The organism is Pseudoalteromonas arctica A 37-1-2, from assembly GCF_000238395.3.
In the GTDB taxonomy this organism is placed as follows: domain Bacteria; phylum Pseudomonadota; class Gammaproteobacteria; order Enterobacterales; family Alteromonadaceae; genus Pseudoalteromonas; species Pseudoalteromonas arctica.
Genome location: NZ_CP011025.1, coordinates 795,249 through 810,002 on the forward strand (window position 1 = coordinate 795,249; position 14,754 = coordinate 810,002).

At 38.5% G+C, this 14,754-nt stretch carries 10 protein-coding genes and 1 tRNA gene; 4 read left to right on the forward strand and 7 right to left on the reverse strand.

Annotated features, from left to right (window positions below):
- Positions 1-7 precede the first annotated feature (7 nt).
- The 4 genes from PARC_RS03575 to gss form a co-directional block, all read right to left on the reverse strand.
- Positions 8-2,947, reverse strand: a complete 2,940-nt coding sequence (locus PARC_RS03575; RefSeq protein WP_010553095.1) for a TonB-dependent receptor — start codon at positions 2,945-2,947, stop codon at positions 8-10.
- Positions 2,948-3,571: 624 nt separating this feature from the next.
- Positions 3,572-4,096, reverse strand: coding sequence for a DNA starvation/stationary phase protection protein Dps (gene dps, locus PARC_RS03580; protein WP_010553097.1), 525 nt, complete (start codon positions 4,094-4,096; stop codon positions 3,572-3,574).
- Positions 4,097-4,331: 235 nt separating this feature from the next.
- Positions 4,332-4,700: a DUF2237 family protein gene (locus tag PARC_RS03585; RefSeq protein WP_010553098.1), complete on the reverse strand. Its 369-nt coding sequence runs from the start codon at positions 4,698-4,700 to the stop codon at positions 4,332-4,334.
- Positions 4,701-4,833: 133 nt separating this feature from the next.
- Positions 4,834-6,702: a bifunctional glutathionylspermidine amidase/synthase gene (gene gss / locus PARC_RS03590; RefSeq protein WP_010553099.1), complete on the reverse strand. Its 1,869-nt coding sequence runs from the start codon at positions 6,700-6,702 to the stop codon at positions 4,834-4,836.
- A 301-nt stretch (positions 6,703-7,003) separates the two neighbouring features.
- Here gss and PARC_RS03595 point away from each other — a divergent pair, with 301 nt between their 5' ends.
- From PARC_RS03595 to PARC_RS03610, 4 genes are all read left to right on the forward strand, one after another.
- Positions 7,004-7,837 (forward strand): mechanosensitive ion channel family protein, encoded by an 834-nt coding sequence (locus tag PARC_RS03595; protein ID WP_010553100.1) that lies wholly within the window; start codon positions 7,004-7,006, stop codon positions 7,835-7,837.
- A 242-nt stretch (positions 7,838-8,079) separates the two neighbouring features.
- Positions 8,080-10,146 (forward strand): catalase, encoded by a 2,067-nt coding sequence (locus PARC_RS03600; protein ID WP_010553101.1) that lies wholly within the window; start codon positions 8,080-8,082, stop codon positions 10,144-10,146.
- A 105-nt stretch (positions 10,147-10,251) separates the two neighbouring features.
- Positions 10,252-10,722 carry a GFA family protein gene (locus tag PARC_RS03605; RefSeq protein ID WP_010553102.1) on the forward strand — a complete coding sequence of 157 codons (471 nt, stop codon included), beginning with the start codon at positions 10,252-10,254 and terminating at the stop codon, positions 10,720-10,722.
- Between the two features lie 100 nt (positions 10,723-10,822).
- Positions 10,823-11,296 carry a VOC family protein gene (locus PARC_RS03610; protein WP_010553103.1) on the forward strand — a complete coding sequence of 158 codons (474 nt, stop codon included), beginning with the start codon at positions 10,823-10,825 and terminating at the stop codon, positions 11,294-11,296.
- Between the two features lie 218 nt (positions 11,297-11,514).
- On the opposite strand, the gene PARC_RS03615 is transcribed toward PARC_RS03610, so the two are convergent.
- From PARC_RS03615 to PARC_RS03625, 3 genes are all read right to left on the reverse strand, one after another.
- Positions 11,515-11,599, reverse strand: a tRNA-Leu gene (locus PARC_RS03615).
- A 336-nt stretch (positions 11,600-11,935) separates the two neighbouring features.
- Positions 11,936-13,219, reverse strand: a complete 1,284-nt coding sequence (locus PARC_RS03620; RefSeq protein WP_010553104.1) for a sensor histidine kinase — start codon at positions 13,217-13,219, stop codon at positions 11,936-11,938.
- A complete protein-coding gene (locus PARC_RS03625; RefSeq protein ID WP_010553105.1) occupies positions 13,216-14,565 on the reverse strand; it encodes a sigma-54-dependent transcriptional regulator in 1,350 nt (449 codons plus the stop codon). The genes PARC_RS03620 and PARC_RS03625 overlap by 4 nt, the downstream gene beginning before the upstream one ends.
- Between the last annotated feature and the right edge of the window lie 189 nt (positions 14,566-14,754).

Here is a 14,754-nt window from a genome sequence, read left to right on the forward strand (position 1 = left end):
GGGAAAATTAAAATTTAGCGCGAATACCAAAGCTGTAACGGCGATCCGCTTCAGTGTACTTCCAAGCACCACCTAGTTCAGATAGGTAGATTGAAGGCTCACCCGTTAAGTTGGTCGCATTACCTACTAAGGTCACGTTTTCGTTAATATCCCAGCTTGCAGAGAAATCTAACTGGCCTCTGTCGTCACGGTAGTTATTACCGTAAACAGTGCCTTCTGCTGAAATGCTGCCGTCTGAGTTAATATTTTCTACGCGTTTCTCGTTTTCTGTATCTAAGAAACTGTCACGGTAGTTATAAGCGATACGAGTAGAGAACCCTTCGTATTCCCAAAATACTTGTAAGTTGTACGTATTTTTAGAAATATCTAATAATGGGTTGCCGTTTGGTTGTTCGCTGTCTGCATACGTGTAGTTTGCATTAACACCTAAGCCAGAAAATGCACCAGGTAAGCTTGTGAAGAACTGTTGGTAACCAACTTCAAAACCTTGTACTGAGCCGTTTTCACCGTTTACATTTTTAACTGTATCAATACCCGTTAGTCCTGCGTCACGCAAGCCTGCAACATGGTTAAAGCCATCTATATCTACAGGGTAGTCAGTCGCATCTGAGTAAACTAGGTTGTCTTGAGATACACCTGCAACGTCAAGCTGACATACTTGGTTCCACTGAGTTACGTTTTGACCTGTTGAAGTACTTGATGCAGCTACACAGCTACTTTCGTTACTTAAGAAAGACTCAACATCTTTATAAAATACTGCGAAAGATAGTACGTTACCTTCATCAAAGTAATGCTCTACAGATAAGTCGTATTGCGTTGCACGGTATGGTTCTAAATCAATAGAGCCTTGCGTTGCACCTGTAATGTCATTATTAACGTCAAATGCAGGGCTTAGCTCGCTAAAGTCAGCGCGGCGCATAACTTTTGCAGCAGCAAAGCGGAATAATGTTTCGTCTGAGTAGTTATACGTAACGTTTAAGCTTGGTAAAAAGTCGCTGTAATCATTGTCGCCAGTTACTTTTTCGCCATTAAGAAATACGCTAGATTCTAAATCTGTAGTCACATAACGACCACCCACAATCGCAGTGATGTTATCAAAGTCTAAGTACGCTGATATGTACACAGCAGCTGTATCTTCAACTACGTTACGGTATGCGCTTTCTTGGAACTCTTGGTTATCTGAAAGACTCCCTGTTGACGCTAGGTTAGTACCTGCAAGTAACTGCTGAAGTTGAGCGTAAGTATTTGCAGGGTTAGATAAACCGTTGTAGCTTAAAAACGTTAGTAGGTCATTTTGTCCCGAATGACCTAATTGGTCAAAAGAGTTGTCGTGGCTAACTGTTGTGAAGCTATTTGAAAAAGCAGCATTGTAGTCATCAACCCATAAAGTAGCTAATGAACCATCTGAGTCGTTAAATGCATTTTTGTAAATGTCTTTAATTTCTACTTTGTATTGCTCATATTCGTAATCGCGGTTAGTAACACGAACACCTGCTTTTACTTTAGACACCCAGCTTAAGCTGCTGAGTGGCTCAAACATTTCAACATCAAAACGAACGGCGGTTTCTTCGTTGTCTGTTCTTCTATCTTCACTTTTGAACGTACGTAGTGCTAAGTTTTGTGGGTCAGTAAATGCATTTGGATCTGAGTGTATGATGCTTGGTAATTTATTACCGTCTTGCGAAAACGCACCATCATATAAATGATTTACTAAATCAACGCCGCCACTTGCTTCGAATGTTGATTTTTCGATTGGGCGTAAAGTAAATTCAGAATCAGGTCTTACGCTTTCTGATGATGCTACCGCAATTTCACCAGAGATTTTTATACTGTCAGTAAGGTTCCACTCTGCACCAAGTGCATTTGAAAACGAGTCAGTTTCACGAAAGTCACTGTATGTTTTAGGGATACCAAATTCGTTTGTTAGCGTGTAATTATTTACGCCGTTAGCATCTTGAGTTGTATTTGCATCTGTTGATAGTGAACCTGCAACACCTAATATAGAGTTACCACTTTGCTCACCAGAGCGTTTAGTGCCACTTAAATCAAGATACACCATGCCATTACCAGATTGCGGTGCCCACTGAAGTGATAAATTTACAGCAGTACGTTTACGTTGTTCTACATATTGTTCAACACTGTGCTCGTCTCGTACGATAGCGTTGCCACTTGGTGTATTACCTTCTTGGCCATTAATATCAATGTCTTGAGGTTTAACACGGCTAGACGTTTCATCTTGACGAATTTCACGATCTTGATACGAAAACATAGCAATGGCACCAAAGGTACCCATTTCGTCAAAGTCCCAGTTGTTACCAAGTGAACCACTAAAAATAGGCGCTACTTTTTCTGTTTTATCTGCATATTCACCATCTAATGAAACTGCGCCAGTTAGTTTATCTAACTCTAATGGGCGAACTGTTTTTAAGCTAACTGTTCCGCCTAATGCGCCTTCAATCATATCGGCAGTAGGAGACTTAACTACTTCTACTGTTTTTAAGAAACTTGATGGGTAATCTTGTAAGCTAATACCGTCACGAGAGTCACCAATAGTAGAACGACCGTTTAATTCAACACGGTTTTGAGGTAAGCCACGAATCGAAACACTGTCACCCACACCAAAATCGGTATTAATAGATACACCAGTAATACGTTGCAGTGCTTCTGCAATATTATTATCAGGTAACTTACCAATGTCTTCAGCAACAATCGCATCTACAATACGTCCGTCAGTACGCTTAAGCATAGCGGCGGCTTTCATACTACCTAGCATGCCTTTTACTTCAATAACTTCAATATCTGCAGCTGCCGTTTCTGAAGCTGCCGGAGCCTCTTGCGCTGCAATAGTAGAAGAAGCCATTAATAAAAGGGCTGCTGCACTGATTGTTGTAGAGCTACTTCTTTTATGTTTATTAATTAATGTTGAAGTAATTTGATTGAGTTTCATGTATCTCTCCCGTTTGGGTACGACTTACGTCATTGTGTGTGTTGTTACCTGGCTTGGTTAACCAATTTAACTGCTATTTCCCTGTAGTGTGTCATACAGGTGGTATGGTTGAAATTAGTCCAATTCAGCTTTTATTACAACCTTTGTTTACCAAAAATTCACAAACTGTATTACAAAGTGTTCGTTTTTTTTGTTTATATTTAATAAATTTAATGGCTTATGATGTGTTTTTATTTTTTATATTTTGAATGAATTTTATTAAAGTATGTTTACCAAAGGCGTTTTTTTATATCATTTGTACTATTTAACGCAGATTTAGATGCTATTTTGAGCTTTTGTGATGTAATTTTATACGTGTTTAGTTTGCTTTTTAAGTGATGTTAAAATAATGAGGTATTCATTAAAGGTTGGGTATGGCTTATAACTTTTCGAAATAGTGAGGTGTGTAAAGTCATTCATTTTTATTTTGGTTATTTGTTTTGGTAATACCAATTTTCTATTGTTTTTATATGAATTTTGTATTAGAGCTTACTGATTCATATCTATATATGATTATAAATAAATGGATTTTTACGCAAAAAAAAGCCCAGCATATTAATGCTGGGCTTTCTTAAATTAAATATATTAGCTTTTTAGCTCGCCTGTAGATGATTCTAAATGGGCTCTAATAAACCACTGAAATTGCTCTAGGTCAGCTAGTTGGCTGGTGATCATATCTTCAGACACCGGATCTAGTTCAGAGAGAGTCTCGATTGCTTTGCGGTGATCGCCATTAACGCCGTTGTATACTTTATCAAGTGCGGCTAAATGCTCGGTTACTAACCCTTTACCTACTGAGTATTCGTTCCATGTACGACGATCTACAATTGATTTAGGCGTACCAACGGGCACTCCACCAAGAGTCGCAATTCGCTCTGCAATTGTATCTGTCATTTCGCGCACAATGTCTACTTGTGGGTCTATCATTTCGTGTACGCCAATAAAGTTAGGTCCTACTACGTTCCAGTGAATATGCTTTAAAGTAAGCTGTAAATCTATCAATGCAACCATGCGGTTATCTAGCGTAGCTATTGTTTTTTGAGCTGATTCGTCACTCATACCTGGCGCGGTAAATTTAGTTGTTTTGTTTGATTCGTTATTGTTACTCATAATTTCTCCTACTTAAGTAATGTGTTGCTCATATAATATGTTGCGTTATGAGCATGACTTAAACCTAATGAAGCAACTGTTATGCCGTAAGCTGATTGTTTTTAAAAGTGATTTAAAAACATGTGGTTATGTTTTTATTTAAGATTTTAGAGGCTGGAGGGGGGATTGAATTTTTGAAAAGCCTGCATACATTTGTAAAATCTGCAGACTTTAATTTAATAACGCTTAAGTGTATTTAAACTTTGGCTATATATTCGTGCGCTTTTAAAACATCGAGCGACACTATTTCTAATGATTTTTTATTTGTAGCTTCAAGTACCACTGGTGGCGCAACGTTTGCTGAAATAGCATGAAGCCATCTTAGCGCACACAAGCACCATTTATCACCGGCTTTTAAACCTTCAAAATCGTAAAGAGGGTTTGGGCTTATTAAGTCGTTACCTTGTGATTTTGAAAATTTTAAAAACTCGTCAGTCATAATTGCACACACACTGTGATTGCCAAGATCTGATTCTGGTACATAACAAAATCCTTCACGTGTGTAGCCACCATTACCGCAACATAGTTTTAAACGTGTGCCAAGTACATTAAATTGATTCGCCATGAAATACCTTAGTTTGTGGTGTTTAATAAATTTACTCTATCAGGAGTAACTCGCTTGAGATAGCTATAAAACTTAAAAGAAGGAAGGTCTACACAAACTTAAGCCCGCAGCAAAATTGCGGGCTTAGTATTATTTATTTAATACGCAACGCCATACAATCGCTATGGCCGTTTATGATCATGCTTTTATCAACACGCACGCCACCACCAGAGTATTTACCGGCGGCTGTAAAACTACATATTTGTACAAAGTAATCATCTACTTTAGGCAGTGCAAATAGCTGTTGATATATTTGGTCTTGCTCGGCAAAGTGCCCCATTGTTTTTTCAATAACTTGCTGCTGTTCATCAACAAGTTGAATATTAGCGCCACAGCGTCCTACTATTGGTTTAACTACATAACCGGTTTGTAATAACTCGTCGTTAAGCTCAAACGCGGTATTAAGTAAATATTTATGATTAGGGAATAAGCTCCACAGTATTGGCAAAATAGCTTTGTTACTTGGAATTAATGTCCACAGCGGTTCAAACACCATCACGTTTTTACGCAGTAATACATCGACTAAGCGTGGCGTTTCACCAGCTTTGAATTGTGGTTCAAAGTTATCACCTAATGATTGGTCGGCTTCGCATTCTTCACGAATTTGATCAAGTGCGGTTTCCCACGACCACGTTTTCCACACGTAACTCAGTTGTGCGCCGTCTTCATCTACTATGTTGCCTGATTCATTCCAGCGAAGTGTGCTTAAGCCAATTACTAACTTACACTCAAAGCCCGCGGCTTCAATGGCTTCTTTCATAAATAATGCGTGGTAATGCTCTTCTGGTTCATCATCTTGAAGAATATGAACAAGACCTTTTACTTCACTTTTACGCCATGCTTTTACGAGATCTTTAAATAAATTTTGGCCTGCATCTACACCTGTTTTAACACCAAAGTGTTTTGCCCATTTACCCTGAACTTTGCCGCTTTCCATGTAACACGATGCCGAATCGCAATTGTATTCGTAAACTTTTAAACCTGCTGCTGTTAAAGCAAAGTCAAACCGACTGGTAATTAATTGGTTTAAGCGGTTATCCCACGATTGGCGAATTTTATTAATCACAACATCGGGTAAATTAAACTTTTTTAATAACTCAGGGTGCTGCAGTACATAGTCGGTTGCATGCATAAATAAGCCATGCAGCTCATTTGTTGCATGCTCAATGCTTTGCTGCGCCGTTTGAGATATCGCAAAGTAATTATGTTGATCCTCAGCTACTGATGTAAGTTTATGGCCTTGCATCATTTCTACGTAGGCAGCTTCATCGTCATTCGCAATATTTAACCATGACTTGTTTGCTTGGCCTGTATCTACTGCTTTATGGGCTTTTATAATAAATAAATCAGTGTTTAGCTCAGACGTTGGCTCAGCATATTCTGTTTCATCAGTTTGTGTCATCCAGCCTAAAATAGTGGCGTCGCTGTAAGAGCACTCAATCCAATAGTCGCCATCTTTGGTTACTTTTGCTTTTAGCTCACGACACCAGCTTTGATCTTTTGGCCATATTTGATGTCCTACATTTTGCTCAGCAAGGCGTATTTTATCTTCGTGCACTTCAACAACGACAGCAACATGGCCTGTTTCTTCAAACTCGCCGCCTTCCTCCCAAATAAGTAAACTACCTACTTGAGGATGATATTTAGCACCATTTTTAAACGCGTTTAGTGGCAATCTGTTTTGGCTATTTACATCGCGCACAGAACGCAGCTCAAAAATATCGTAAGCCATAGCAATATCATCAAAAATATAGCTATGGTTGAGATACATCCATCGACGTGCAAACTCAACGCATTGCCATTTATAGCCCATGTAAATGCCATCAAGGTAACTACGATAGGCGCTACGATTAGGATAAATACTTTCGTCAGCCGTATCATAATCAGATGAGTAAACAGCAACATTACCAGGTGCATAACCTAATAAGGTACCAAAATCACTAGCAGGAGCAGAAGATTTCATAAACAAAGATGTTCAAAATAAAGGTGTGATAATTTGCTGACTATATGAGCGAAACTGCGTTATAGCAAGATATAACTGGGTTTAATTTTTAATTAAATATTGGCGCTAAATAGGGCTTAAAATTATATTTTATCAATCCATAGTTTTAAAAGCAGTAGTTAAAAAATCCCTCCTTCAAAGCGCTTATACATGTAAAACTGAACCTATATTCGTACTTTAGTTAATTTTTTGTTAAACTGTTGCGCTTGGTATAGTTGAAACTAGTTAAAACTAATTAAAAGTTTTTAAAACAGGAAAAACAATGGAAGACATAATAAACAACATTGATATTAATCAATATTTACCCGCTGCAATTACGTGGGCAACCAACATATTACTAGCGATTGCAATTTTGCTTGCGGGCTTATGGTTAGCGGGCAAAGTACGCAATTTAATTATTGGCTTATGCCATAAATACACTCATCTTGATGACACGCTTTTTCGCTTTTTAGGCAGCATGGCTCGATACATCATATTAGCGTTCGTTATTATTGCTGTGTTAAATCGCTTTGGTGTACAAACAGCCTCTATTATTGCTTTGCTAGGTGCTGCGGGACTTGCTATAGGCTTGGCGTTACAAGGTGCAATGTCGAACCTTGCAGCAGGCGTTATGCTACTAGTTTTCAGACCTTATAAAGTGAATGACTTTATTGAGGCAGCAGGGCGTTTTGGTAAAGTAACAGAAGTAGATATGTTTACTACTATTTTACAAACGTTCGATAACCAACAGGTTATTATTCCAAATAGTCAAATTTGGGGCGCGCAAATTATAAACCATTCACATCATCCAATTCGTGGTGTGGATATGCATTTTGGTGTTGCTTACGGTGAAGATACAACGGCTGTACGTAAAGTTATAGATGCCGTACTTGCAGCGCACCCACACATACTAAAAGATCCAGCTCCTTTTGTTGAAGTAGAAACTCTTAACAACAGCTCAGTAGACTTTTTAGTAAGACCTTTTTGTAAGGGCGAGCATTACTTCGATATTCTTTATACGGTGCCAGAGTTAATTAAAAAAGCACTGGATGAAAACAACATCGAAATACCTTTCCCACATCGTAAAGTTATTTTAGTTAACGAAAGCAAAGATTAACTAAATTTAAAACGATTTAAACCTAAGGGCACTTTTAAGTGCTCTTTTTTTGTGTGAAAAAGTTACATACCTGTGTAACCTTTTCTTTTATAAACCACTTCAAATACTACATTGTTATCTGTACAGCCCTTTTTTACTAGGTTGGATGGCTGGTCTTTATTTTGCATTTGCATAGTCGCTTTTAGCTTTAAAGCTCATAAAAACTATTGACCCATTAAATCAAACTGTATGAAGGACTAAACATGGCTGAATCATTTAAATACGCAGGTAATAAAGGGCATGGCGGTGAATTGCATCAAAAAGCGTCGGATGAACACCCTACCATGACCACCGCGCAGGGCTGCCCTGTAAGTGACGATCAAAATTCATTACGTGCTGGAAAGCGTGGCCCAGGATTATTAGAAGATCACATAATGCGCGAGAAGATCTTTCACTTTGATCACGAACGCATTCCTGAGCGAGTAGTGCATGCACGAGGTTACGGGGCACATGGGTACTTTGAAACTTACGACACGCTTGAAGATTTAACCTGTGCAGATATTTTTCAGCGAAAAGGTGAAAAAACCCCAGTATTTACTCGTTTCTCTACAGTTGCAGGTAATAAAGGGTCTCCAGATTTAGCACGTGATGTACGTGGTTTTGCGGTAAAATTTTATACCCAAGAAGGAAACTGGGATTTAGTGGGAAACAATATACCGGTATTCTTTATTCAAGATGCGATGAAGTTTCCAGATTTAGTTCATTCAGCTAAAGCCGAGCCAGATCGTGGTTTTCCGCAAGCGCAAACAGCACATGATAACTTTTGGGATTTTGTGAGCTTATCGCCTGAGTCAATGCACATGGTTATGTGGGCAATGTCTGATAGAGCTATTCCGCGCTCTTTACGCTTTATGGAAGGTTTTGGCGTTCATACCTTTAAATTTATTAATGCCAAAGGTGAAGAGAAATTTGTTAAATTTCATTGGAAACCAAAAGGCGGCATGCAATCAGTTGTGTGGAACGAGGCGCTTAAATTAAACGGCGCGGACCCTGATTTTCATCGCAGAGATATGTGGGAATCTATTGGTAATGGCGACTTCCCTGAGTGGGAGCTAGGTGTACAGGTGTTTGATCAGCAATTTGCTGATGAATTTGAATTTGATGTTTTTGATGCCACTAAGCTTATACCTGAAGAGCAAGTACCAGTGCAAATTGTTGGCCGTATGGTGCTTGACCGTGTTGTAGACAACTTTTTTGCAGAAACAGAGCAAGTAGCATTTTGTACTCAAAACATTGTACCGGGGCTCGACTTTACACCCGACCCGCTACTGCAAGGTCGTAACTTTTCATACTTAGATACTCAAACTAAGCGTTTAGGTGGTCCTAACTTTACGCATATTCCGGTTAATGCGCCTAAGTGCCCAATGAGGCATTTTCAGCAAGATGGGCACATGGCGATGCAAAATCCTAAAGGACGTGTTAACTATGAGCCAAACTCATGGAGCGCAGGCGAAAATAATCCTCGTGAATGCCCTGTGCACGGGTTTAAAAGCTCATCAGAGCAAATGAGTGGGGATAAGCTACGTTATCGTTCAGACACATTCAGCGATCATTACAGTCAAGCTCGTCAGTTTTACTTAAGCCAAACAGAGGTAGAGCAGGCGCATATTCAATCTGCGTACGTGTTTGAGCTGTCTAAAGTTGAGCATCTGCCAATACGAGAACGTTTGGTATCGCACTTGTTAAATATTGACGAAACCCTCGCAAATAAAGTTGCCGAAGGACTTGGCTTGCAAGAAATGCCAGACCCAGCTGAAGCTGCTATGCCAACACGTAAAGACTTACCTGTATCTGATGCGTTAAGTATTTTGAAAAATGCGCCCAACACCTTCAAAGGCCGTAAATTAGGTGTTTTAGTAAGTGATGGCTTTAATGTAGACATTTTTGAATCGGTTATCAATGCACTTAAAAGTGAAGGTGCAAACTTTGAAATTATTGCCCCACAAGTTGGCGGTGCTAAATGTAGTAAGGGTAAGCACTTTGAAGCCGATCAGGTTATTAATGGTGGTCCGTCGGTTTTATACGATGCAGTATTTGTACTCACCACTGAAGAGGGAGCCGAAAAACTAGCAGCTATTGCAGAAGCTAAAGACTTTGTAAGTGATGCGTATGCACATATGAAATACATAGGTTTTACAAGTGAGGCTAAGCCTTTATTTAAAGCGGCTGGCCTTGATGAAAAAGCAGATGATGGTTGGATAGATTTAGAGGCACATTCAGCCGATAAATTTATAAATACATTGCGTAATTTAAGATATTGGAAACGCTAGTAAGCTCAATAATTAAAAAACCACAGCATGTAATTGTTGTGGTTTTTTTTAGCTCACCTAGTTAAGGTATTAGTTCAAGCCAACAATAAAAAAATTGGATATATTATGAAGCTTAATGGGGCTTGTCACTGTGGCAAAGTGGTATTTACGGTCAACTCAAAACACCCTTATCCTTACAATTTATGTTACTGCTCTATATGCCGTAAAACCGCAGGGAGCGGCGGGTTTGTTATTAATTTAAACGCGCAATTCAGCACGCTTGAGGTTACAGGGCGTGAACACATAACTATTTATCATGCAAAAATAGGCGATAAAATCAGCCCTGCAGAGCGTCATTTTTGTAAGCATTGTAGTGCTAACTTGTGGTTATACGATGCACGTTGGCCTGAGCAAGTTCACCCCTTTGCTGGTGCAATAGATAGTGAGTTACCCATACCGCCAGAGCGCACTCATTTAATGCTTGGTAGTAAAGCAAATTGGGTAAATGCGCCCATTAATGAAGGTGACAAGCAATTTGAAGAATACCCTGATGAAAGTATTGCTGCTTGGCATAAGCGTTTAAACCTCGAAAAGTAACGCAATTTTTTGTATGAGCTAAGCTTAAATTTAGGGGCAATTAAACGCATATTTAGTTTATTAAATATTAAAAATCACCGCGTAAGTAAAGGAGAATATTATGGCAGTCTCAGCAATACCAAAAGGGTTTCATTCAGTTACACCTTATTTAATTATGAATGACGCACAAAAAGCGATAGATTTTTATTGTGATGCATTTAGTGCTGAACACGTAATGCAAATGCCTTTACCTGATGGTGGAATAGCCCATGCAGAAATAATAATTGGTGATTCGCATATTATGCTTTCAGATAATGGTTCTGAAGAGCATTTAAAAAGCCCAAAAGAGCTCGGTGGTACAGCGCTAAGCCTTATGCTTTATGTTGAAGATGTTGATACCGTATTTAAAAAAGCAATTGAGCTTGGTGCAACAGAAATAAGACCCGTACATGACCAGTTTTATGGTGATAGGACCGGTACGCTACAAGACCCATTTGGTCATATATGGATCATTGGTACACACAAAGAAGATGTTAGTGACGAAGAGTTAAATAATCGAATCGGGAATATAACAAATCAAGAGCAAGACGCATAACTAGCATGCTAATTAGATTTATGTACCTTCCTAATTACGTTGACGGCTTTAATGAAAGGCTTGTAGCTTTTGCTTCAGCTTAACTAGGTTTTACCTTGTTATCGACATGGTTTTCTTACCTAAACGTAGCTCACTTAGTAAAGCGAATTAGTATAAATTACTAGTTAAATTTTAGGCATAAAAAAACCTCAGCCAATAATTAGCTGAGGTTCAAAAAGTGGTACCAGCGGCCGGACTCGAACCGGCACTCCTTTCGGAAGGGGATTTTGAATCCCCCATGTCTACCAATTTCATCACGCTGGCATAATTTTTCTTTAATCTTTTAAGCATAAAAAGATAAAGAAAAACCACTTAAAATAAAAAGGATACTTATATACCTCTTATTCTGTATCCGCATTATACAAACAATAGAGTATGCAGCAAGCATTTTCTTTTGTTTGTAATAACAACTGATTGATAATTAATCGTTTTTGGTTGCGGTTAAGGCATCAAACACTAAACTAGTTTTTATAATGGAAAAACGTATCGATTATGTACTTCAAACTTTAACCTGCCCTAATACTTTATGTTATTAGTTTTTTAAGTTTTATATATCAAAACGTATACCCGCAAATACCCGCAAACTCTTGTTAAAATTAATTATACCGGTAACAAAATAGTTGCTACAGCACCTAAGTCATTACTTTTGTTTACTAAACTTAAACTGCCGTTATGTTGTTCAATCACGTTACGGCAAAAACTGAGACCAATGCCCTGGCCTTGTTGTTTAGTAGTGTAAAACGGCACAAATATATTATCTGGGTTTGCAAGGCCATGTCCGTGGTCAGAGATGGTAATGCAGTTCACCGAGTTTTGAGTGCTGATTTTCAATGCTATTTTAACCGGGCTGGAGCTGGCTTCTATGGCGTTTTTTATCAGGTTAATAATTACTTGATTTAAAAATGTACGATCGGCATTAAAAGTTGAGCAGTTAATGCTACGAGCAAACTCAACATCAGGGTAAATAGCGCACACTTGATTAAAAAAAACCTTACTATCTATAGTAACAATGTTGAGTGAAAGGGCTTTATTTATATCACCGTAGCGGGTTACAAACTCATTTAGGTGATTACAACGCTCACTTATTACGTTTAACGCTTGTGCCTGACGTGGCTCGGTAAGCTTTACCGCGAGGTTTTCGGCCATACCAATCACCGGAGTAAGCGAATTACGAATTTCGTGGCCGAGTACGCGAATTATTTGCTGCCATGCTTGTAGTTGGTTTTCGCGAAGAGCAGAGGTGATATTAATCATTACAATAAGTTGATGGCAACTGCCTTGCTCTATAAATTCACTGTGGCGTATTTGCCATTGTTGCGCAGTAATCGCATCGCTAAGTTGCCAATGAGCATCATGCTTTATAAGCCCTAATGTCTCTGCGCTTGAGTAGCGCATAGTTTGCCATGGTGTATTTTTAAATTCGCTATATGCGTTGTTGGCATAGCTCAGCTTATTGCTTTGATCGAGCACCATTATTGGTACATTAAAGTGCTCAATTAGCTGATATACCAAAAATACATGCTGATCATAACGTGATTTCTTTTTAAATAACTCTTCACTTAAAGTAATTAAGCTTTGCTGCAATCGGTTGATGCTTCCGCCTTGGTAGCTCGGTTTAACGAGTTGGTTGTAGTCCTCATTCAAAATAGCATCTAGGTGAGCATGGTTACGATTAAAGCTACTTATAACTTTGTTATAAGTACTCATAAATAACTTAAAATAAATAACTAAAAATAGCACTGCAATTGCGACTGAAGTTGCGGTCGACAAGGTAAAGTATTGGCTAATGAAGTAGCAACCAATTGCAGATAAACAGCCGCTTAATACGGCAAAGCTTACTAAACTGCGCTCTAGTGAAGAACTAAAAAGCCAGCGTGCTTTCATATCGTAATACCATATTTCTCAAGACGACGGTACATAGATGATTTACCCAGACCTAATAACTTCGCAGCGTTAGGAATGTGGCCTTGAGTTTGTTTTAATGCTAAATCAATAAGTTGGCGTTCAGCGCTTTCTAGGGTCATTAACGGTAGCGTATTATTAGCTTGATTATTATTTAGGTTAAGGTGACTTGCACTTAAGGTATCTGTTGTTGCTAATAAAACAGCACGTTCAATAATGTGGCTTAACTCACGTACATTGCCTGGCCAAGAGTAGTGTAATAATGCAAGTTTGGCACAATCAGTAAGCTTTATTAAATTATGGTTATACTTTTTGGCGTGATGACTTATAAAGTGCTCACATAGCGGGATTATATCCTCTACACGTTCTCGCAATGGCGGAATAACAAATTCAAGCGTATTTAATCGATAATATAAATCCTCCCTAAATGTGCTACTAGCGATGAGTTTACTAAAATCCCCATTGGTAGCACTTATCAGCCTAACATTAGCTTTTTTAGTGTAACTTGCACCCACCATTTCATAATCTTGACTTTCAAGCACTCGCAGTAATTTAGCTTGTTGAGGTAGCGGAATATTAGCAATTTCATCTAGAAATAAACTTCCATTCTCAGCTAGTTCAAAGCGACCAATACGTTCACTTTTAGCATCTGTAAACGCCCCTTTTTTATGCCCAAACATTTCACTTTCAAATAACGATTCTACAATTGCGCCCATATTTACTGCAATAAAAGGCTGAGTTTTACGAGCTGATTGTTGATGTATCCATTGGGCTAACTGACTTTTACCTGTGCCATTTTCTCCGGTTAGTAATATATTAGCATCAGTTTTGGCTACTTTTTCTAGTTGCCCAATCAGTTGTTGCATTGCTATTGAGTTATAAATAAAAGGCTGCGAGGGATGATCGTTTAATTGCTGCTGTAACTTTTTATTTTTTTTAGTGAGATCATTAAGAGTTAGCTGTTGCTGAAGTAACTTTAATAGTCGCTGATTTTGCCAAGGCTTTTCAATAAAGTCGCATGCCCCTTGTTGCATTGCGCGTACAGCTAAGTCAACGCTTGACCAAGCTGTCATTGCTATAACAGGAATGGTTAATTGTTTTTTTTGTAAGTACTTTAAAAAAGCCATTCCTTCATTACCAGACGTTGTATCGCGCGAGAAATTCATATCGAGCAAAATTAGATTCACAGCTTGGCCTGTTTCAAGTAATGCTTGTGCCTCAAAAGGATCGCTGCTTTCAAGCACCAGATAACCACTATCTTCTAAAATAAATCGCGCGCTTAGACGAATTTCGGGGCTATCTTCGATGATCAAAATAGTGGCAGGCATAAACTTCCAAGTAAAAGGGGGAAACTAATTTATTGTAGCGTAAAGCGATTTCTATGCCAGAGATTTTATTTATTGAATTTCAAACGGTTAATAACTGAGTAGCACTAAATACTAATATGTTAGTCCGAAATCGGACTGTGATGGTTCGGTTTCGGCACTGCTAAGAAGAGGTTAATAAAAATATAACTT

What these genes read in the sequence shown, in the direction of transcription:
- PARC_RS03575 (WP_010553095.1), bottom strand. Translation starts at nt 2,947, where the DNA reads ATGAAACTCAATCAAATTACTTCAACATTAATTAATAAACATAAAAGA.
- dps (WP_010553097.1), bottom strand. Translation starts at nt 4,096, where the DNA reads ATGAGTAACAATAACGAATCAAACAAAACAACTAAATTTACCGCGCCA.
- PARC_RS03585 (WP_010553098.1), bottom strand. Translation starts at nt 4,700, where the DNA reads ATGGCGAATCAATTTAATGTACTTGGCACACGTTTAAAACTATGTTGC.
- gss (WP_010553099.1), bottom strand. Translation starts at nt 6,702, where the DNA reads ATGAAATCTTCTGCTCCTGCTAGTGATTTTGGTACCTTATTAGGTTAT.
- PARC_RS03595 (WP_010553100.1), top strand. Translation starts at nt 7,004, where the DNA reads ATGGAAGACATAATAAACAACATTGATATTAATCAATATTTACCCGCT.
- PARC_RS03600 (WP_010553101.1), top strand. Translation starts at nt 8,080, where the DNA reads ATGGCTGAATCATTTAAATACGCAGGTAATAAAGGGCATGGCGGTGAA.
- PARC_RS03605 (WP_010553102.1), top strand. Translation starts at nt 10,252, where the DNA reads ATGAAGCTTAATGGGGCTTGTCACTGTGGCAAAGTGGTATTTACGGTC.
- PARC_RS03610 (WP_010553103.1), top strand. Translation starts at nt 10,823, where the DNA reads ATGGCAGTCTCAGCAATACCAAAAGGGTTTCATTCAGTTACACCTTAT.
- PARC_RS03620 (WP_010553104.1), bottom strand. Translation starts at nt 13,219, where the DNA reads ATGAAAGCACGCTGGCTTTTTAGTTCTTCACTAGAGCGCAGTTTAGTA.
- PARC_RS03625 (WP_010553105.1), bottom strand. Translation starts at nt 14,565, where the DNA reads ATGCCTGCCACTATTTTGATCATCGAAGATAGCCCCGAAATTCGTCTA.